Origin of the sequence: Pseudomonas sp. MWU12-2345 (assembly GCF_023242385.1) — a bacterium.
Lineage (GTDB): Bacteria > Pseudomonadota > Gammaproteobacteria > Pseudomonadales > Pseudomonadaceae > Aquipseudomonas > Aquipseudomonas gingeri_D.
The window spans coordinates 264919-285705 of record NZ_JALLJA010000007.1; the positions used below are offsets into that span (position 1 = coordinate 264919).

General features: G+C 61.5%; 18 protein-coding genes. 3 read left to right on the forward strand and 15 right to left on the reverse strand.

The annotated features are described in order from the left end of the window. Positions 1 to 21: 21 nt before the first annotated feature. From M5C71_RS16540 to M5C71_RS16555, 4 genes are read right to left on the reverse strand one after another with little or no spacing between them, the layout of a single operon-like run. Positions 22 to 870, reverse strand: coding sequence for an alpha/beta hydrolase (locus M5C71_RS16540; RefSeq protein WP_103496855.1), 849 nt, complete (start codon positions 868 to 870; stop codon positions 22 to 24). A 33-nt stretch (positions 871 to 903) separates the two neighbouring features. Continuing rightward, complete coding sequence (locus M5C71_RS16545) at positions 904 to 2196, reverse strand: FAD-binding oxidoreductase (protein WP_248768288.1); 1293 nt, start codon at positions 2194 to 2196, stop codon at positions 904 to 906. A 57-nt stretch (positions 2197 to 2253) separates the two neighbouring features. Then, positions 2254 to 2676, reverse strand: a complete 423-nt coding sequence (locus tag M5C71_RS16550; protein WP_248768289.1) for a RidA family protein — start codon at positions 2674 to 2676, stop codon at positions 2254 to 2256. 34 nt (positions 2677 to 2710) lie between these two features. After that, positions 2711 to 3850 carry a tyramine oxidase subunit B gene (locus tag M5C71_RS16555; RefSeq protein WP_103499225.1) on the reverse strand — a complete coding sequence of 380 codons (1140 nt, stop codon included), beginning with the start codon at positions 3848 to 3850 and terminating at the stop codon, positions 2711 to 2713. A gap of 186 nt (positions 3851 to 4036) precedes the next feature. Between M5C71_RS16555 and M5C71_RS16560 the strand changes: the two genes are divergently transcribed. After that, a complete protein-coding gene (locus M5C71_RS16560) occupies positions 4037 to 4864 on the forward strand; it encodes a helix-turn-helix domain-containing protein (protein ID WP_103499236.1) in 828 nt (275 codons plus the stop codon). Positions 4865 to 4880: 16 nt separating this feature from the next. Here M5C71_RS16560 and M5C71_RS16565 read toward each other — a convergent pair whose 3' ends face one another. From M5C71_RS16565 to M5C71_RS16605, 9 genes are all read right to left on the reverse strand, one after another. Further along, positions 4881 to 5822: a helix-turn-helix domain-containing protein gene (locus M5C71_RS16565; RefSeq protein WP_103499226.1), complete on the reverse strand. Its 942-nt coding sequence runs from the start codon at positions 5820 to 5822 to the stop codon at positions 4881 to 4883. A gap of 69 nt (positions 5823 to 5891) precedes the next feature. Continuing rightward, the gene (locus tag M5C71_RS16570; RefSeq protein WP_103499227.1) at positions 5892 to 6677 is read right to left on the reverse strand and encodes a 2-keto-4-pentenoate hydratase; all 786 of its coding nucleotides are present in this window, start codon (positions 6675 to 6677) and stop codon (positions 5892 to 5894) included. Further along, entirely contained in the window at positions 6674 to 8281 is a 1608-nt protein-coding gene (locus M5C71_RS16575) for a bifunctional 3-(3-hydroxy-phenyl)propionate/3-hydroxycinnamic acid hydroxylase (protein ID WP_248768290.1), read from the reverse strand. Before M5C71_RS16575 ends, M5C71_RS16570 begins: the two co-directional genes overlap by 4 nt. A 61-nt stretch (positions 8282 to 8342) precedes the next feature. Next, positions 8343 to 8945 carry an amino acid synthesis family protein gene (locus M5C71_RS16580; protein WP_103499229.1) on the reverse strand — a complete coding sequence of 201 codons (603 nt, stop codon included), beginning with the start codon at positions 8943 to 8945 and terminating at the stop codon, positions 8343 to 8345. A gap of 10 nt (positions 8946 to 8955) precedes the next feature. After that, entirely contained in the window at positions 8956 to 9414 is a 459-nt protein-coding gene (locus M5C71_RS16585) for a VOC family protein (RefSeq protein WP_103499230.1), read from the reverse strand. Positions 9415 to 9425: 11 nt separating this feature from the next. Continuing rightward, entirely contained in the window at positions 9426 to 10466 is a 1041-nt protein-coding gene (locus M5C71_RS16590) for a glycosyl hydrolase (RefSeq protein WP_103499231.1), read from the reverse strand. Positions 10467 to 10478: 12 nt separating this feature from the next. Next, the gene (locus M5C71_RS16595) at positions 10479 to 11273 is read right to left on the reverse strand and encodes an SDR family oxidoreductase (protein ID WP_248768291.1); all 795 of its coding nucleotides are present in this window, start codon (positions 11271 to 11273) and stop codon (positions 10479 to 10481) included. Between the two features lie 26 nt (positions 11274 to 11299). Then, positions 11300 to 12790, reverse strand: a complete 1491-nt coding sequence (locus M5C71_RS16600; protein WP_103499233.1) for an aldehyde dehydrogenase family protein — start codon at positions 12788 to 12790, stop codon at positions 11300 to 11302. An 11-nt stretch (positions 12791 to 12801) separates the two neighbouring features. Then, positions 12802 to 14343, reverse strand: coding sequence for an acetolactate synthase large subunit (locus M5C71_RS16605; RefSeq protein ID WP_103499234.1), 1542 nt, complete (start codon positions 14341 to 14343; stop codon positions 12802 to 12804). Positions 14344 to 14588: 245 nt separating this feature from the next. On the opposite strand from M5C71_RS16605, the gene M5C71_RS16610 reads away from it, so the two are divergent. Continuing rightward, complete coding sequence (locus tag M5C71_RS16610) at positions 14589 to 15347, forward strand: IclR family transcriptional regulator (RefSeq protein WP_103499235.1); 759 nt, start codon at positions 14589 to 14591, stop codon at positions 15345 to 15347. 49 nt (positions 15348 to 15396) lie between these two features. Here the strand turns inward: M5C71_RS16610 and M5C71_RS16615 are convergent, their stop codons facing one another. After that, complete coding sequence (locus M5C71_RS16615) at positions 15397 to 16722, reverse strand: alginate export family protein (RefSeq protein ID WP_247263027.1); 1326 nt, start codon at positions 16720 to 16722, stop codon at positions 15397 to 15399. A gap of 151 nt (positions 16723 to 16873) precedes the next feature. Beyond that, positions 16874 to 18322, reverse strand: a complete 1449-nt coding sequence (locus M5C71_RS16620; RefSeq protein WP_247263026.1) for an APC family permease — start codon at positions 18320 to 18322, stop codon at positions 16874 to 16876. Between the two features lie 344 nt (positions 18323 to 18666). Between M5C71_RS16620 and M5C71_RS16625 the strand changes: the two genes are divergently transcribed. Beyond that, complete coding sequence (locus M5C71_RS16625; RefSeq protein WP_248768292.1) at positions 18667 to 20718, forward strand: methyl-accepting chemotaxis protein; 2052 nt, start codon at positions 18667 to 18669, stop codon at positions 20716 to 20718. Positions 20719 to 20787: the final 69 nt, after the last annotated feature.

Sequence of the window (20787 nt, forward strand, 5' to 3'; positions counted from 1 at the left end):
CGATCTGACGGGCCGGGGGTGTCATTGGCCCGGCAGCGCCAGGCTGTTGAGAAAGCCTGCGACCAGCGCGTTGAACACCTCGCCTTGATCATCGTGCACATAGTGACTTGCGTCGGCGACCTCCACCGTCCGAATGTGCGGGTTGCTGGCGCTCATGAGCTGCAGCATCGCGGGCGGCAGGAAGTCCGAGCGGCCACCGCGAATGAACAGGGTCGGGCAATCCAACGCGCGCACCGCCGGCCACAGGTCCGTCGGTTCGATACTCAGGCGCGCCTCGGCAATACCCTGCTGATCATGGCGCCAGGTGATCACGCCGTCGCGCGCCTTCATCGAATGCGCGAGCCTTGACGCCAGGCCCTGCTCCGACAACCCCGGGCGCGAAGCCTGCCAGAAGGCGCGAGCCGCGTCCCAGCTATCGAACTGCAACGGCGTCTGGCTCATCTCGCGACGAATGCGCGCGGCACCATCGCCCTGGCTTGAGGAGCCGGGACCGATGTCTTCGATCATCAAGCCCATCAGCCGTCCCGGGTTCTGCCGCGCATATTCAAGGGCGTTGGCGCCGCCTAATGAGTGCCCCAGTAATACAAACCGCGACAAGCCGAGATGAGCGACAAAGTCCTCGAGGTCCTCGACATACGACTGTGTGTGATAACTGTCGGGCGCGGCCCAGTCACTCAACCCTCGACCGCGCTGGTCCAGGGCATGGATGCAATAGCCCGCCCCCAAGGACTGCACCAGCGACTCCCAGGTCTGTGCATAGGCGCGCAAGCCATGTAACAGCACCAGGGGCACGCCGGTCGATTCGCCCCAACGCAAAAAATGCAGGCGCAAGCCTGAGCGGTTGGTAAAGAAACAGCTGTCAGAAGGCATCGGTTTGTTCCTTTGTGCAGGGCTCCGGCCGATCTAGAAACGATCGAAGCGATAAGGGCTTGGGTCAATGATTGGCGTCTGCCCGCAGACAAGATCCGCCGCAAGCTGACCTGCCGCTGGCGACGTGCCAAAACCGTGCCCCGAGAAGCCGGTGGCCACGGTCAGCCCCGGAATCTGCGCGACCGGCCCAATGACCGGATTGGAATCCGGCGTGACGTCGATAGTGCCTGCCCAGGCCTGGGCGATCCGCGCCTGTGCAAAAATCGGCCAGGCCGCCATGAGGTTGTTCATCGCGTCGTTATTGAGCCGCGGGTTGGCGGCCGGGTCTTGCATCCTGACACGTTCGAACGGGCTGACGCTGTCGGCTCGCCAACGCCGGGCAAGCGCCAGGTCGTTGAGAAAAGGCTTGCCCAGCGAGACGTTGAGGACGCTGCGCTGTGCACGGAACTGCGGCATGTATTGCCTGGCGAGCAACAGGTGATCGAGGGTCAGGAAGGCATCCAGTTTGCCGCGCTGGGTGATGATGAAGCCGCCGTCCCTGTGCTTGCGAAACGAAAAGTCCGGCGCACCGACCGCAATCTGCGTCGGCCCCTCCATTGGCTGGGTACGTAGCACCGAGCAGGTCAAAGGCAAGGTCGACAACGACACGCCGAGGTTGCCGAGAAAGCGTCGTGACCACATCCCCCCCGCAAGCAACACATGATCGCAGCGAATCTCACCTTTCTCCGTGACCACGCCACTGACGGCTCCGGCGGACATTTGCAGGGTACGCACCGCGCACTGCTCGATTATCACCACGCCCATGGACATGGCCGCCTTGGCAATGGCGCTGCTGGCCAGCGTCGGTTCGGCACGCGCATCGGACGGCGTGAAAATGCCGCCGGCCCAGTCCCCCACGCCGCCCGGCACCAGCGCGTCAATCTCGCGTTTGCTGAGCAACCGCGAATCCAGCGACAGATGCTCCACCGACTTGAGCCAGCCCTCATGCAGCGCCATCTGCGATGGAGTGCGGCCCACGAACATGATGCCTTCGCGCCGATACCCGACATCCGCCCCGACCCGCTCGGGCATCTGCGCCCACAAGCGATCCGCCGCGAGCGCCAGCGGGATGTCGGCCGCGTGGCGACTGGTCTTGCGTACCCAGCCCAGGTTGCGTGATGACTGCTCGCCGGCGATCTGGCCTTTTTCCAGCACTACCACCGAAATATTGCGTTCGGCCAATGTCAGCGCAGCGGTCAGGCCGATAATCCCGCCGCCAATGATGACGACGGAAGTCGTGTAGGGAAGCACGGTGGAGGTTTTCACAGGCGCTATAGTCGGTGCCATATTCAAGACTCGGTAAGCGAATGAAGTCGACCGCGCCTGCGCACGGCCGCGTGGCGGTTACTGTGTCAGGCGAATGACTTCGACTTGCGCCTTCGACGCGTTGCGATACGCCGTCACTTCCAGTTCCACCTTGTAGACCGTCGAGCCCAGGGGCGGACAGGTGACAGTGCTGGCCGGGTCGATGCCGCGAAACTTTTCGCCGATCATGTTCATCACGGCGGGTACATCCTTGGGGTCCTGGATGAACACCCGCGAACACACCACATCCGCCAGGCTCGCATCGACCGCGGCCAAGGCCGCTTCGATATTGGCGAATACCTGCCGCGTCTGCTCGAGGATGTTCTCCGGGATCAGCTTGGTTTGCGGGTTGCGGCCGGCGGTGTTGGAGACGTAGATCCAATTGTCCACGACCACCAGGCGCGAGTAGCTGGCCTGGTCTTCAAACGGGGAGCCGGTCTTGAGCTTGGTGATTTTTGTCATGTCGAATGCCTTGTCAGAGTAGGAGTTGGGTGGCTTAACGCAGAACCGGGGTTTCCCACAGATTCAACGTGACGCCGATGCCTTTTTCGATGGCGTTGCGGTACACCACCGTGCCCCAGGCCACGTCTTCCACGGGCATGCCACCTACCGACATGATGATGATTTCTTCATCGTGCTTACGGCCTGGCGCGGCCCCGGCGATGATCTTGCCGATGTCCTCGACGTCTTCGAGGCGCATCTTGCCTTCGGCGATCATGTCCATGAAGCGCACACCAATCACCGGCACGCAGTGATGCGCGGGCTTGGGCAGTTCTTCAAACCAGGCTTGGTAGAGACCGGTGTTATCCAGCACCTTGCGCACGTCAGGCTGCTCCATCCCCTCGTCAAGAGAGCAGGACGCCGGCATCGCCAGGAAGGCACCCGGCTTGACCCATTCGCGCTTCACAATTGGGTAGATCGAGGGGTCACCCACCTCGCCGGAGCTACAATAGGTAACAAGGTCCGAGTCACGGACCACCTGTTCAAGGGTGTCGACCACTTTTATCGTGGTGACCTGTGGGTAGGTTTCTTTTACCCAGGCGATAAAGTCATCGAGGCTCTTCTGGCCACGACCTTTGATCTTCAGCGTGTCGAGATGCGGGCATACCGCCATGAACGCCGCCAGCGTGGTCTTGCCCATCACACCCGGGCCTAACAGGCCGACCACCTTCGAGCCTTTGCGTGCCAGGTGACGCGCACCCACGCCGGGAATCGCACCGGTGCGGTACGCGGACAGCAGGTTGGCCGACATATGGGCCAAAGGCGCGCCGGTGTCGGGGTCGTTGAGGGTGAACATCAAAATGGAGCGCGGCAGGCCCTTTTCGCGGTTGGCGATATTGGAGCCGTACCACTTCACGCCAGCGGTGCAAAAGCTGCCGCCCAGGTAGGCGGGCATGGCCATCATGCGTCGATCGGCCGTGGGCTTGGGCATGTTCGGGAAGGGCGAATCCTGCGGGAAGATGACCATCGCGCCATGGGAGTCATTGTTCGGGCCGGCCATGCGATAGTCGCCGCTGTAGAGCAAGCCGAACATCTCCTCCATCGTATTCACGCACGCCAGCATGTCGGTCACGCCCGCACGGATCATGTCCTGCTCGGAGAGGTAGATGAAGTCGATTTTTGTATTTGTAGACATAGTTATTCTCGAACTGAAGGTGATATCGCTGCGGTAGGCGCAGCTCCACGCTGTCGATGTCGAGTATCAGGGGGCGGGTTTCGGCGGTATTGTAAATTTCGGACAAGCCCGATTGGGCAGCAAGGATAAAGTTGGCGCAATTAATGCGTGAAAATGCTCGTATCGCTGTCCATCGAAGGTGCAACCATGATCAAACAGCGCGTGCCAACGCGTCGGCACCACACGGCGAACGAACAGCCCTGGTTCGTGCTCAACTCTTCACGGTATTCGGTCATCCCCTCCGAGCACCCGGCGATCTCGCATTTCTATGCCTTCGATGTGGCGCAATCGACCAATCTGCTGGCCGTGCCGGACGGTTGCGTGGACATTGTTTTCGACTGTGATGCAACACGCCCTACCGCCAGGATCTGTGGCACGCCGCTCGCCGCCCAGGCGGTCGAGTTGCACCAGAACCATCACTACTTTGGCGTGCGCTTTTCACCGGGAGTCATTCCCGGTTTCATCAATGTGCTGGCCGAGGAATTGACCGAGCGGGAACTCGACCTGCTGGAGGTCTCGGGGTTTGCCCAGCGCATCTTCGAAAGTATCGTTCAGGCACCGCAGTTGGGCGAGCAAATGCGGCTGTTCAACGACTACCTTGCCCCGCGCCTGATGGGTAAAACCTCAACCCTTACGGCCATGGTCATTCAGCAGGCGCTGCGCCATCGCGGTGATATTCGGATTCGGCAACTGGAAGACCTCAGCGGTTACACCAGCCGCACGCTGCACCGACAATTCAGCCAGGACACTGGCCTGTCGCCCAAGACCTTTTGCCGAATCATCCGCTGCCAGGCCGCCCTGGAAACCCTCAATACCCAACAGGATGTATCGTTTTCGGAGCTGGCCCTCGACCTGGGCTTTTCCGATCAATCGCACTTCCTGCGTGACTTCAAGAAACTGGTCAGCACCACGCCGTGCGACTACCAACGCAAAATGGCGCAGAACGCCTATAGCGACCGGATCAGTTACGCCTGATCACATTGATGGACTTTTAGCGCACCGCCCTGAGCGTTTCGGACGGGGGCTCGCCAAACAACGCCCGGTAGTGCGCAGCAAAGTGGCTCAGATGAAAAAAGCCCATCGCCACTGCAATCTCACCGACGTTGTGGGTGCAGGCAGGGGTTGCGATCAAGCGACGTCGGACCGCATTGAGGCGCAGATTGCGCAGGTATTCGACAGGACGCATTCCGGTCACCGCCTGAAAACTGTTCTGCAGGGTCCGGCGGCTCACCCGCAGGTGTTCGCACAGGTCGAGAATACTCAGTGGTGTATCACCACTGGCATCGATCAGCTCCTGGCAGCGCTTGACCAGGTAAGCACTCACGGCGAAATTACCGCGACGACAACGGACCTCATCGGTGGCGTGGCTGAACAAATCGAGGAACACGTCGAGCAGTTCGTCCTCCAGCATTTTCTCGGCCGTTGGGCTGATGGCGTCGGTCTGTTCCAGAAGGTGATGAAACAAGGGTTGAATACGCTGGCGTATTCGCAACAGCAAGCCGTCATCCACACAGAGCTGAGACGTGGTCTTCAAGCGCTTGAGCTGATCGCCGGACAATTCGAAGGCCGCCAGTCTGGCGAAGCGTACCGCATCGACGTTGAGCGCGAAGAAGTGCATGCCTTCTGGTGCGTGCAACACAAACTCCTCGGCGTCGCGCAACAGCACCACGCTGTGGGTGCCCACCTGTTGCCCCTGCACCACCGGCGTGCTACCCAAAGACATGGCTGCGCACAATCGACCTTTCGGCGCATAGCCGCGCTGCACCACACGTTTGTCCAGGATTTCCTGGAAAATCTGAAAGCGCTCGGCGGACAACTGCCGCAGCTCACTGGTCAGGCAGCCACGACCGAGTTGGTCATAGACTTGCCGCCAGCCCTGGATGGAGCCGGCGTGTTGTTGAGAGTCATTGAAGGTTCGAACTTCAGCGAGCATGGTTGTCGTTCCTCGGTGGCCCCGGTGTTTTTATCGGCCTGAAAGGGACTCAGTCATCCATGACGACAGCTAGCCTTCACACAGGGCGGTGTCCGCCGTGAAAACCAAAGCCAGTTCCATGCCAAACATATGCAGGCGGTACGTGCTGGGCTGGATATTCATCGGTGGCAACAGCGCCCCGGACAGCACGACCTGCCCGGCTTCCACACCTTGACCGTCGGCCAGCAAACGTCGAATCAGCCAGCACAGATTGGCCAGCGGGCGGTCCTCTCGGTCCCCGGTATCCCCGTAGCCGCAGAGCACACCTGCGCATTCCAGGCGATACGTCACGCCGGCGTGCTGTACAGGATCGAAAGGAATACGCGGACCGAGGCAATAAAGCCCCGCCGCGGCGTTGTCGGCAAGAAAGGCGCCCACGCCAAAATCCCAGCCCTGCCAACGGCAGTCGGCGATCTCGAACGCCGGCGCGACCTCGCCGATGGCGGCCAGGATATCCTCGTCGCGGTAGTCACCCGGCACCAGGCTACGCCCCAGGACAATCGCCATTTCGATCTCCAGCTTGGGCTGGATCAATCGCGAGAGCACCAGGGCCGTGTTCGGCTCGACTACCATGCAATCCGTGAGGCCGCCATACACCGGCTCGTCAAGGCCGAAGCGCTTTTGCGCGGCGCTGCCGGCGAGGGCGATCTTCCACCCGCTCAATTGCTCGCCGGCGGCCTGACGACGGTCCAGTGCCTGGCGCTGCAGCGCATACCCGGCAGACCGATCTATCGCCTCGGGGGCCAGTGGCGCAATGGCTTGCACCGTGCGCGTCGCCTGATGCAGCCGGTCAAGTAACGCGTTGCCGCTGTTCATGACAGTTGCTCGGCCAATTTGCGTAGTACACCTTCAAGCCGCTGCGGCGTGGTAATGGCGGCGACAAACCGATCCGGGCGCACCACCACGATGCAGTCGCGTACTTTGGAGAACCATTCGCCTAGGCGATTATCCACGTCCTCCACACTGATGGCGTCCGTGGCCGTCAATGGCTGGTGACGGCCTATCCCACTGCGCGAACGATTGACCTGAATAAAACGCGTGTCCCAGCGCGCCCAGTACGCCGCCATTTCCTCGCTGAGCTGCTCGCGCGGATTCACCCGATACCCCAGCACCGCATAGGAGTTGCCCAGCACTTCATCCAGGCGTCGACGCTGCCCCCGGGCGTCTTCGATAGACGGCTGCACAAACAACTGGCCGACCAGATCGTCCTCACGCAATTCGGCACGTTCATGATGGACCAGGCCCTTGGTAATGGTGGCCTTGGGTTTGAATTTGAACTCCAGCAGATGCGAGCGCAGGTCGTCGACGCTGTTCACCGCCTGGAACAGCCAGTCGCGCACGCCGGCCATCAACGGGTTGGTCAGCCCCAATACCGCGCCCATATTGTCGGCCAGGGCCACCAGTTCGGTGGCGTGCCCGCGGCGTTCCTGGTCGTAGCTGGCGAGGATCGAATGCGAGGCGCGCCCCTGGATGATTGCCGCCAGCTTCCAGGCGACGTTGGCCACGTCCCGCAGCCCGGAATTGAGGCCCTGCCCGGCCCAAGGTGGCGAAATATGCGCGGCATCCCCCACCAGCGCCACACACCCTTGGACAAACCGCGCCGCGATCCTGGAATGGTGGGTATAGGCGCGGATGCGGATGATGTTCAACGGCTCGACCGCGTCGCCGATATGCCCACGGATCAAATCACGAATCGTGCTTTCCTCGCACATCTTCGCCTCATCTTCACCCTCCAGGAGCATGAACTCCCAGCGACGCTGCTGGTACGGCAGGTAGATGCACACGAAGGGCCGTTGCGGGTCGGCATGCAGTGCGGTGAAGGGGGCATCCAGGGTGTCGTTGGCCGTATCGACCACCATCCATTTGCGCGGGTGTGTCAGCCCCAGCAGCTCGATCCCGAGCTTTTTACGCACGGTGGAGCGTCCGCCGTCGGCGCCGATCACATAGTCGGCCCGCAGTTGATAAATCTCGCCCTGGGCATCGCGCACCTGCAATGTCACGCCCTGCCCGTCCTGCTCAAGTTCGAGCATTTCATGGCCTTGGCGCAACACCACGCTGGCGCGCTGCCCCAGGGTTTCGCGGAGCGTGCCTTCCAGCAACTGCTGCATGAAAATATTGCGCATTGGCCAGCCGTAATGGGCGGTACTCGGCTTGACCTCGGCGAAACACACACCGCGGGCATTGTAATAGCGCAGCGGTACATCGCAGATCATGTCGCGCACGGCCAGGTCGGCAATGCCGATGCCCTGCAGCACCCGCAGTGCTTCGTCATCCATGCCCACCGCGCGAGGGTAAGGCAGTATGCAGTCGGCAAGCTCAAGGACGACGCAGTCGATACCGTACATCCCCATATAGTGCGCGGCCGTGATCCCGTTGGGGCCACCGCCGACAATGACAACCTGGGTTTTCTCCTGCTTCATCGCTATTCACCGCTTTCTTGTTGTGGTTTTAATCCGGCGACGCAAAAGCCGTGCGCGGCGATCAGTGCAGCCCATCCAGGCCTTTGACGTCCGCCGCCTGCAGGCCCCCCAGCCGCGCGTGCAAACGCCCGCGCGTGGCGAAAGCCCAGATCACGATCACCTCATCCGGCGCGGGACCGTCACCAAACATCAACGACATGCTGTCGTAATGGGAGCGCACATACAGGGCATCCTTGTGGGCCAGCGGCACATCAATGGTCGAGCCCGGACCGCCGCGTTTGCCGGTGGACGGCACCCAGGATTTGCCGCCGCCCAGCGCCAGGCGTACCGGATCGGCGGCCGGGTTGGTCAGGAACGCGTTGCCGTGTTCATACTCGCCCTGACTGCCCACCAGGCAAGCTTTACCGTAGCTGACAATCTCCCGCGAGCCGGCCAGCGCCTGAATGCGACGACCGAACTCTTCGCCCAGCAGCGGCGACGGTTCCACCAACTCGGTCAGCGACTCGCTGTAGCGACCGGCATAGGGGTTGGCGATCACGGCGGCGACGGCATATTTGAACAACGGTTCGCCATCGGCCAACTGGCCACTTTCGTTGGCCAGGGTTTCTTCGACAAAGCTGTACCATTTGCGGATGTGATAGGTTGCAAAATTCGCGATTTTCATCAGGGTTGCCTCAAAGTGGGTCCAGTGGGTCTAGATTGAAATGTCGGCTCGGCGCGCCGGCGGCCTTGAACCGCGCCTTGCCACGCGCATCGTCGTGCTCGGTCTCAAGAAAGAACTCCATGCGATTGCCGTCAGGGTCGTTGAAGTACACGCCATGGCCGATTTCGTGGTCGGTGATCTTCACCACCTCGACCCCCTTGCCCAGCAACATGCCGTAGAGCTGTCGCAAGGTGGTCATGTCCCCGGCGATTTCCAATCCGTAGTGCTGCAACCCCAGCCCACCCTGATGGGCGCCAGGCTCTGCACGAATCAAGGCGATGTCGTGATGTTTGCCGCCAAACGCCATCATCACCCAGCTTTCGCCTCGGGCACTTTCATGCATGCCCAGGATGTCGGCGTACCAGCGTGCCGACACATCAGGGTCACTTACCCAGAGCGATAAGTGCGTACGAAGGATCTCGACTTTCATGGCGTGATACCTCAGTCTTTTTTGACGATGGATTGGTGCCCCGCCTTGATCTGCGCCACTGCGGGGGTCCAGAGCACATCGGCGATCTCACTGAATTCCCGCCACTGTTTCTGCCAGCCATCACCGCCACTCTCGGAGGTGAACAAGTGCCCATACTTGGTTCCCGCCACGATCTGTCGCGGGTTTGCCGGATTGAAGGCGATGGCCCAGACACAGGAGTTGGGTTGTTGCGGCAGTGGCAGCACTTCCCAGCTGAGCGCAGCATCATGGGAGACCAGGATCTTGCTGGTGGAGCCGGGCGTGCCATCGGAAATACTCAGGTACAGGTCGCTTTGCGTGCCCAACGGCGCGTTCATGGAACGCATGTAGTACAGGCCGAACGCTTCTCGACCGACAATGCCGGTCCAGGTCAACCCCTCATCCAGGCTGCGGTAGACGGCGTTGACGCAGACCACCACGATGACCTTCTGGCCATGATTGGGCAGTACCAGGATGTTGTGGACGTCCGAGTTGTAGTCCCACAGCAGCCGATCATCGACCCGCGTCCAGCTGTCACCCCCGTCACGGGAATGAAATAGCCCGCCTTCCTCAAGGCCGAACCACAGCTGGTTACGGTCCGTCGGGTCATAGGCGAAGGCCAGCAGGCGTGGGCGGCTGACCCCGTCGCAGAACTCCGGAATCTCCACCGGCGCACGATCCCAACTGAGACCCGCGTCCAGGGTCCGCCAGAGTACGGCGCGCGAAGGCGCACCGGTGCCGACGAAAATCCGTTGTGCGTCCTGCGGGTCGACGGCGACTTTCCACACCGTCTGCCCGTTGAACGGCGAGTCGACCCGCTGCCAATGGCCGCCGGTGTCGCGGCTGACGCACAAACCGACGTCCGTGCCGGCGTAGATCACCTCCGGCTCGCCGGGGTGCACGCTCAAGGATCGGGTGATCGCGTCGAACTCCAGGTCCTGCCCCAGGCCCAGGCGGTGCCAGGTACGGCCATCGTCGGCGCTGCGGATCACCGCTTGCCCTACGGTGGCCACCAAAAGGGTTCCGTTACTCATCGCTGTTGCTCCTCAGATGAAGATGCCACGGGTCAAGCCGCCGTCGATGCCGATGGATTCCCCGGTCACCGCAGCGGCCTTGGGCGACGCCAGGAAACCGATCAGCCAGCCCATCTCAATCGGTGCCAGGGTGCGACGAATCGGCGTCGCGTCGATGTAGCCCTGCTCGACCTGTTCCGCGGTCTTGCCCTGCTTGATCCCTTCGCGCTCGTACAGCTCGCGGATATGCGGGGTATCCACCACGCCGGGGTGAATCAGGTTGACCGTGATGCCCGAAGGGCCCAACTGATCGGAGAGGGTTTTGGTCATGTGGGCAATCGCCAGGTTGCGCATCCCCGAGAGGACTTTGCTGCTGCGCCCGGTGAGGCCGCCGATGTTGATGATGCGACCGAAGCCGGCAGCCTTCATATGCGGGGTAACGGCCTTGGCACAACGGAAGTAGCCGATCACTTTGGTGTTGAGGTCCGACAGCAACTCCTCGTCGCCGGCATGTTCGATGTCATTGCGCACCACGCCGGACGGCGCTGCGGCACCGTTGACCAGGATGTCGATACGACCGAAGTGTTTGTGCGCGGCTTCGACCATGTCAGACACGGCCGACATCTGATTGGTGTCACAGTACAGCGGCAGTACTTCGTTGCCGGTCTGTGCGCTGATCTCTTCGGCAGCCTGTTGGAGAAACTCCATGCGGCGTGCGCAGATCACCACCTTGCACCCCTCCTCGGACAGAAAACGTGCGACTTCCTTGCCGATGCCCATACCGCCGCCGGTGACGATGGCCACGCGGCCTTTCAATTCCAGATCCATAGCATTTCCTCTTGTGATTATTCGGTTCAGGCCAGATCGACGAAGACGCTCTTGGTCTCGGTGTAGGCATCGATCACGTTTTTACCCATTTCCCGGCCCCAGCCGGATTGCTTGTAGCCGCCGAACGGCGACGCCGCATCGACCACATTCCAGCAGTTGATCCAGACCGAGCCGGCCTTGAGCTGCGCCGCCACGCGGTGCGCCGAGCGCAAGTCGCGGGTCCACAGGCCCGCCGCGAGGCCATAGGGAGAATCGTTGGCGCGCAGCACCAGGTCATCGATTTCGGTCCAGCTCATGACGGTCAGTACCGGGCCGAAGATCTCTTCGCGGGCAACACAGGCACGCTCGGCGCGATCGAGGAACACGCTGGGCGCAATGAAGTGACCGCGCTCCAGGTGGGCCGGACGGCCGCCACCGCAGATCAGTTCGGCGCCCTCCTCCTGACCGCGTTGCAGGTAGCCCTTGACCGTGCTCAATTGGCGGCCGGACACCAGCGGGCCCATGCTGCTGGCCGGGTCCAAGCCGTTACCGAGGACGTGGGCGGCGGCATGCCGCTGAAGTTCTTCCAGCACTTGATCAAGGACACTCGCGTGCACATATAAACGCGAGGCGGCCGTGCACACTTGGCCCTGGTTGTAGAAGATGCCATCGGCGGCGCCTTTGGCGGCGCGCACGATATCGGCGTCCGGCAAGATGATGTTCGGCGACTTGCCCCCCAGCTCCAGCGAAACCTTTTTCATGTTGCGGGTGGCCGCTTGAGCGATCAGCCGGCCGACCTGGGTCGAGCCGGTAAAGGCGATCTTGTCCACGTCGGGATGCTGCGCCAGCGGCGCGCCCGTTTCCGCGCCCAGGCCGGTGATCAGGTTGACCACCCCCGGTGGAAACCCGGCGGTCTCGATCAACTGCACCAGTCGAATCGCCACCAACGGCGTTTGCTCGGCGGGCTTGAGCACCGCGACACAGCCCGTCGCCAGCGCGGGGCCAAGCTTCCACACGCACATGTTCAACGGGAAGTTCCACGGCACGATCAGCGCGCACACACCTACCGGCTCACGCAAGGTGTAGTTGAGCATCGGCGCACCGCTGGCCGGCGACACGGGCAGCGTGCTGCCTTCGATCTTGGTCGGCCAGCCGGCGAAGTAGCGAATGATGGTCGCCGCGCTGGCCGCTTCACCCCGAGCCGCCGAGAGGGGCTTGCCGTTCTCCAGCGTGATCAACTGCGCCAGCTCCTCGCGGTGCTGATCCAGCAGGTCCGCCAGCCGAAACAGCAGCAAACCGCGCTGGGCCGGTGACTGCAGCGCCCAGGCACCATTGAATGCCGCGCGGGCCGCCGCAACGGCGGCATCCACGTCGCGCGCGTCACCCTGGGCCACTTCCGCCAGGGTTTCTTCAGTCGCCGGGTTTTCCACGGCAAACCGCCGGCCAGCCGCGGCGTCCTGCCAACTGCCACCGATAAACAGGCGGCCAGGCCGGGAAAGAAAGTGTTGCACGGCAGGTAGCACTTCGAACTGTTTCATCATCGACTCCTTCACAGCGCCATTTCGATCAGGCAAGGACCGCCGTCGGCATTGGCATTGGCCAGCGCCCGTTGCAGTTCGGCATTGGTTCGCACCGTGCAGGCCGGCACGCCGTAGCCCTTGGCCAGGGCCTTCCAGTCAATCCGCGGGCTATCGAGTTCCGTCAGGCGCAGGGCTTCGGGCCCCATTTCGGTCATGCCGAAGCGGCGCAGTTCGTTCTGCAAAATCGCGTAGCGATGGTTGGCGGCAATCAGGATCACCACCGGTAACCGCTCACGGGCGATGCTCCACAGGGTTTGAATGGTGTACTGGGCGCTGCCGTCGGATTGCAGGCAAAACACGCGGTTGCCCCGCTCCGCCAAGGCGGCACCGAATCCCACCGGAATACCCTGGCCAATAGCACCACCGGTATTGGTCAAGACCCGATGCCGCGCGGCGCGGGCGGAGGCGGTAAAAAACGGATAGCCGCAGGTGCCGCCTTCCACGGAGACAATGCTGTCGTCCGGCAGCGATGCGGCCAACACCTGGCCGACGGACTGAGGTGTGAGCTCGAGATGGCCGGGTGGCAGTTCGATGCCCTGCGGCGTCGGCACGTAGGCCGGTGCATTGATGGCATCGGCCAGCGCCGTCAGCGCGCCGGCGACATCGTCGCCGACATCGGCCAACGCCAGCAGACGCTCACGCTCCGCGAGGCGCGACGGGATGCCTTCGTAGCCGAAATAACTGACGGGCTCCGGCACCCCGGCACACACGACCTGGTCGTACTGCTCGAGGATTTCAATGGCCACTTCCGGGAAATACGGCAGGCGGTCCAGGTCCGGCAAACCACCGCCACGGTAGCTGAGCCGTGGAAAGGTCTCGGCAAACAAGCGCACGCCAGGCAGTTGGGCCAGACGCCCCGCCGCTTCCAGCCCAGCGACCGACAAGCCCTCATCGCCGACGATAAACACCAGGCGCTGCCCATCACGCAATGCCTGCGCCACCGTCTCGACCCGGTCACCGGCAAACCGCCGAACCGGTGCCCGCATCGGCGCGAACACACCGTTGTGCGTCACAGCGCTGGCTTGCAGGTCCATGGGCAGAATCAGGCTGGCGATCTGCCCTTTGGCCTGCCAGGCCGCCCGCACCGCCTCCTGCAAATCCTCGCCGATACCCGACGCCGTGCGTGAGGTGCGCACCCAACCGGAGACGGTCCCGGCCAAGGCCTGGATATCACTGGCCAGCGGCGGATCGTAGTTGACATGCCATGACGCGTGATCGCCGATCACGTTGACGATGGGGGTATTGGCACGACGCGCGTTGTGCAGGTTGGCGATGCCGTTGGCAAACCCCGGGCCCAGGTGCGTCAGGGTCATCGCCGGCTTGCCGGCAATCCGGCCATACCCATCCGCCGCCCCCGTGCACACCCCTTCGAACAACGACAACACCGGCTTGAGTGCAGGTGCGCTGGCCATGGCCGCCACCAACGGAATTTCGGTGGTTCCGGGGTTGGCGAAGCAGTATTCGATACCGCTTGCCGCCGCCGCATTCACTATCAGTTGCGCACCATTCATTTTCAGCCCTCTTGCTTGAGCATTTGCAGTGATGAGATTTATCACACAAAAATATTCTACCAACAAGCAATTTATATCTATTTATCTCGATTATTGAGATTTATACATATTTTTCAGGCAATTCGGCGCGCTCGAGATTGCGTTTTTCTTTCACTGAGGTAGTGTTGCGACAGCGCTTGGCGCTCCCGCAGGCTGCCTGGTCAACGCTGGAACGAAACACGTGCCGCCCCTTCTTTAGGAACGAAATGAGCAGTCTGAGCAAATTACTGAGTGTCCTGGACCTGTTCGGTCCACAGACGTTGAAGATCGACCCCGACACCATTGCCGAGCGCATGGGTCTGTCACGGGCAACCGTGTACCGTTACGTCAAGGATTTGTGCGAGGCCGGCCTGCTGACCCGCGTGGACGCCGGTAGTTATGGCCTGGGGCCGCGGGTCATCGAACTGGACTGGATGATGCGTCAGTACGATCCGATCCTTCTTGCCGGACGCGAGCTGATGCACGAGCTGTCCGCGCAAACGGGTCTGGCCGTGTTTGCGAGCGTTTTTTATGACGGTCGCATCATCAACACCTACATCGCCGAACCCACCGACACCTATCACTTTGCGTTCGGGCGCGGGCAACCGCTGCCGTTTTTTCGCGGCGCGCAATCCAAGGTATTGATCGCCTTTCAGAAAGGTCGTCGTTTGCAACGCTTGTTCGACGAACATATGGCCAACGACCCGGCCAGGCCTTATGACTGGCCAGACTTCTCCAAGGCGGTGAAAAAGATCCGCAAGGACGGTTACTGCCTGACCCATGATGAACTCAACCTGGGTCTGACCGGCATCGCCGCCCCCATCATCCAGGCGGACATCGACGAAGTGGTCGGCAGCCTCTCCGCCGTCGGCAGCACTCAGAGCTTCAAGCTGCTGCGCCAGGAAACAGTGATCGAAATGGTCGTGGAGACCACTCGGCGCATCGCCGAAAACATGCGTAATCAGTCGAGCAGCAGCGGGTCCTAGCCCATGGATCAACCAACGGTCTCTTGCCATGGACGCAGCGCAGGCGCGATCAGAACGGAACAGCCACCGTCAACTGGCTGTACAGGTTGGTGCCATTGCCGCCGACTTGATTGCCGCCCGTGGTTGAGTCCCGCCTGGGTTTGTAGAGTCCAATCAGTGGGGTAACGATCAAGTGCGGGTTCACCGCCCACTCGGCGTAGACATCCAGCTCACGGGCATTGAGGTTCAGCGCATTGCGGGTGCGCACCGTCTGGTAATCGAAGTACAGCGCGCCCAAGGTCAGGTTTTCCAGCGGGGTTGCCTTCAGCCCGACGTGCTGAATGCCGGTATTGCTGTTGAATGGGCCGGCGTAATTGCCGGCGACTTCACCCTGCAGCCAGGTGCCGTAGCCCATGCTCAAGCCGGTGAACAGCGAATCCCATTTCTGTGAATAGCGGGTATAGCGATAGGTCACCTTCGGCGCCCAGGCGGTATCGGCGAAGGTGTAGCCCGCTTCGCCGTACCAGGCTTGCTCCGGCCCGGCGTCCTTGTCCTGCCAGGCGTATTCGAACGCCAGGCTGACGTTCTTGATGCCCGCATCCCCTTCACCGCGCACGCTGTAGACGTTCATGCCTTTGCGCTGGCGCTGCAAGTCGCTGGCCCATTGATCATTCACGTCGATACCGTGTATCCAGGTCAGCCCCAGCGTACCCGGCTTGGTGGTGTAATCCAGCGTGCCGGCGGCCAGTTCGGTTTCAGCCTGGGCGCGGTTGTCGGACTTGAGCCACAGCAGGCTGCCGTGCAAGCTGTCTTGCCCACCCAGGCGCAAATACGCGGTTTGATCGAACGCATGCCGTGCCGCCAGGTAATAAGCGCCGCCACGGTTCATAGCACCATTGGCCGGCCCCTTGCCCAGGTTCGGCCCGTCATCGTTGATCAGGAATCCCCGGCCCAGCTTGACCACCTGGCGCCCGCCGGAAACATCGACGCCGTCCTTGCCCAATCCAGGAAACAGGTCGCCGGAGCGCCATCCCAGGTAGGCGTCCTCTGTCTTTGTTTTGCGCTCGCTACCCAGGGTATTGCCGGCCGGGTCGCCGTCGCCCCAGGTGGCGGAACTGACCAGGGCGAATGCCCCATAGGCGGTTCCCTTGTCCGCCAGGGCCTGGTCGCCACTCAACCCGTATTTGATAAAGCCTTCACGCCAGGTAGAGCCTCCTGGTGTGCCATTGTAGTTCTTGCGACTGTTGAACTGGCCGAACACCGCCGTCATGTCTGCGTTGAGGTGACGGCTCTCATCACTGTACAACTCATAGGCATGCACCTGGTTGATGGCGCAAAGCGCCAATGTGCTCACGAGCGTGCTACCGAAAACGGGGCGACGTGATGAATACCGCATGGCTCAAGCTCCTCGTGGTGCGCCTTTGAAGGATTTTTCTGGTATTGGTGCCACGTTCGCGACCAGGGCCGGCCTGCCGAACCCTTGCTCGCCAGTCACGCAATTGGCAGGCCGGTATTGTCCGGGTAGTCGAGTTGAATCGAGTGCAGCCTTAAAGCTTGTGGCTGCCCAAGGCGAGAAACCGCTGTGGCGAGATCCTTCGCAGTCGCGCGGCGAGAACGACGCCGATGATCAGGGCCACGGGAATAATGGCGCAGAGGCCGTAGGACAGCAGCTGGCTGGCTCCGGTCAGTACATCGAAATGCACCACTGCCAGTACCAGCACGACCATCAACGCCAGGCACGAGAAACCGGGCAGGATGCACCCTCGCCAGAGCCCGACATCGAGTTCGGGATGACGTTGGAAGTAGACGCATACCGCAACGGAGGTCAGTGCCATCAGCAAGATGACGCAGAGGGTGGCGAGGTTGGAGAACCAGGCGAACAGTTGCAGGATCGGATCGGCATCCAAGGCCGCGAAAATCAATACCACCGCCGCGGCAATCAGGCTCTGCAACGCCGAGCCCATGTGCGGGCTCTGGTGCACCCGATGGGTGGTGCCCAACAGACTGTGCAACAGGCCGTCACGGCCGATGGCATAGAAATAACGCGCCGCGGCGTTGTGAAAGGCCAGCAGCCCGGCATAGATGCTCACCATGAACAACACGCGAATGATCTGGGTCAGATGAGGCCCGACGAAGTGATCGGACATGCCGTAGATAAACGTCGTGGGATCCTGCAGGGCCTGCAGCATCGGCACGATTTTGTCCGCGCCCACCCCCACCACCATCGACCACACCGACAGCGCGTAGAAACCGCCGATCAGCAGCACCGAGCTGTAGGTGGCAATCGGAATGGTACGTTGAGGATTTTTGGCTTCTTCACCGTAAATGGTGGTGGCCTCGAAGCCAATGAAAGCCGCGAAGCAAAACAACAGGCCGATGGACGGAGTACCGCCGAGCAAGTGGCTACGGTCGAACGCATCAAGGTTGATGCCGCTGTCACCGCCGGTTTTCAGGATAGCGAAATCCAGGATCAGGATCGCCAGGTACTCGGTGATCACCACCACCGACAGCACCCGCGCGGAAAGGTCAATCTTGCGATAGCCCAGAATCGCAACGCTCGCCATCGCTATCAGCGAGTAGGACCACCACGGCAATACCAGGCCGAATACGCTTGCCATGGTGCCGCTGACGACCCCACCGAACATGCCATACAGCCCGACCTGCAGAATGTTATAGGCAAACATCGCCAACACCCCGGCCGCACCACCCGCCAATCCACCCAGGCCACGGGAGGTGAACGCATAAAAGCCGCCGGCATTGGTCAGATGCCGGGACATGGTGGTGTAACCCACCGAGAACGCCAGCAGAACCAGCAGGGTCAGGATCAACAACGCCGGGGTACCGGCGCCGTTGCCCAGCATGATGCCAATCGGGAAGCCACCGGCGATCACACTCAAGGGACTCGCCGCCGATACCACGAAGAAGATGATAAAGCCCACACCCAGGGCGCCACGCCTGAGCTCCGTGGAGCTGTTGACCGGGATAGATACACTCATTTTGTTGACCTTGTTGTATGAGGCAGTCGCTGTAGGGTGGGTCCGATCAAACGGCATCGGCACCGATTAGCGTTTTTGTTTTAGTTGCGCGCTGAATTTGATCCTATGCCCGCCCCTCGACCGCTCGCTATCCCAAATCGGTAGCATCCCAAGCGCCGCCCCAAAACAGGTCAGGGTTGCACGGTCAATCCCGCAGCTCTTGCCGATTCGGGATAGCCTCCCGACCTGCCGTCCCCGCAACCTGGCATCACCCGCGCTATACCCGAATGCCGGCAAAGCCAATAAAAACGAGGGCTCGCTCCCCAGCCCATGATTGCCAACGTCCTGTATAGGAAGCCTCAGCCATGCGTCTAGCTCACCTCACCATCCAATGGCGAATCACACTGCTGAGCGGACTCTGCCTGCTGGCTGTGGTGGGAGCACTGATAGGCGCTTGCGCTTACCAGAATCAAACCAGTGCAAAGCTGCTCAAAGAGCAGAGCAGCCAGTTGCTCGGGCAGGCCGCGTTAGAGCACTTGCAGGCCCAGGCCGTTGCTCATGGCCAACAGGTGGAGCGCTTTTTCAACGAAACCGCGTTGTATGGCGAAGGGTTCGCGCAACAGGTTCTCCAACTGCGCGATCAAACGCTCAATGGACGTCTCACGGTCGCGCAGCTACGCGAAGCGCTGATCAGCACAGCCCGTGAAACACTGAAAAAGCGCGAAAAAGTACTCGGCCTATACGTCATCATGCTGCCTGACGCGCTGGCCGGCGCTGACGCTGACTGGCGCGGCCAACGCGCGCTGGCGGGTAATGAAACCGGCCGCTTTGCGCTGTATTGGTCGCAGAGCCAGCCGGGGCAGTTGGTGCAGGAGGTGCTGAGCGAGGCACAAATCGCCGCCAACACTGCACCAGCCGGCAGCGAACCGGAAAACGCCTGGTACACCTGCCCTCAGACACAAAAGCGGATTTGTGTGGTCGAGCCCTACACCATCGAAGTGGAAGGCCGAAAAGTCCTGATGAGCAGCATTTCCATCCCCCTGATCGTCAACGGCAAGGCCCTCGGCGTGGTTGGCATGGACATCAGCCTCGACACCTTGCAAAAGTTGGCCGCCAACCTCGGCCAGGACCTGTACCAAGGCAACAGCGAAGTGACCATTCTGTCGTCCTCGGGTCAAGTGGCGGGACGCAGTGGTGACGTCTCGGGCGCTACGCTCGATATACGCCAGGCCGTACAGACCGTGACAGGCAACCCCCCTTGGCAATTGGCTTTCAAGGTCCCGCAAGCACGGGTGCAGGCACCTGCCCGACAAATGCAAAGTGAACTGGACGACAAAAGCCGTGAGTCCAACTGGCTCAACCTGGGCCTGGGCATCCTTGCCAGCAGCCTGGGCATGCTGCTGATCTGGCTGGCTGCCTATGGCGTGACCCGCCCGCTGTTGAAGATGGCCGGACTGCTCGATGCCATCGTCGAAGGCGACGGCGACCTCACCCGGCGCCTGCCCGCCGGGCGTCACGATGAATTGGGCCAATTGGCCAATGGGTTCAACCGTTTTCTGGACAAGTTGCAGCCGATTATTCGCGACATTCAAGTCGCCTCCCGGGATACGCGCAACAGTGCCGATACCTCATCGGGAATTGCCCGGGAAGTCAGCGCAGGCATGCAACGCCAGTACCGTGAAGTGGAGCTGGCCGCGACCGCGCTTCACGAAATGAGTGCCAGCGCCCAGGAAGTGGCGCGCAGCTCCCAGAGCGCCGCAGACGCCGCGACCGCCGCTGAAAGCGCGAGCCGATCAGGTCAAGCGGTGTTTTCCAGCGCCGAGCGCAGTATCGAAAACCTCGACCAGCGCCTGGACACCACCCTCAAGCAAGTGCATGCCCTCGCCGCCAGCAGCGCCCAGATCGGCCAGGTGCTGGACGTCATCAGCACCATCGCCCAGCAGACCAACCTGTTGGCGTTGAATGCGGCCATCGAAGCGGCCAGGGCGGGCGAACAGGGACGCGGCTTCGCGGTGGTGGCCGATGAGGTCAGGCACCTGGCCAGCAACACCCAGAGCTCGGTCGAGCAGGTCCGCACGGTGATAGAGACACTGCAACAGCTGAGCCAGGAACTGGTGCACAGTACCCAACTAAGCCGCGAGCAAGCCGGTAGCAGCGTGATCCAGGTACAACAGACCCGCGCCGCACTGGAGAATATTTCCCAGGCCGTGAATGTGATCGAACAAATGAACCAGCAGATTGCAGGCGCGGCCCTGGAGCAAAGCACCGTGGTGGAAGATATCAGCCATCGTGTCGTTGATATTCGCGGCATCAGCGAAACACTGACCCATCGGATGAACGATGCATCCAGGGCCAGTGATTCACTCCATGAAATGGCCAACCATCAACAGCAACTGGTCGGTCATTTCCGTGTGTAAGGAGGCAGGGCGCTGCTGGTGCCTTGACTGAGTTACAGTGGCCGGTTTTCAACTCTCAATCATTGAGCA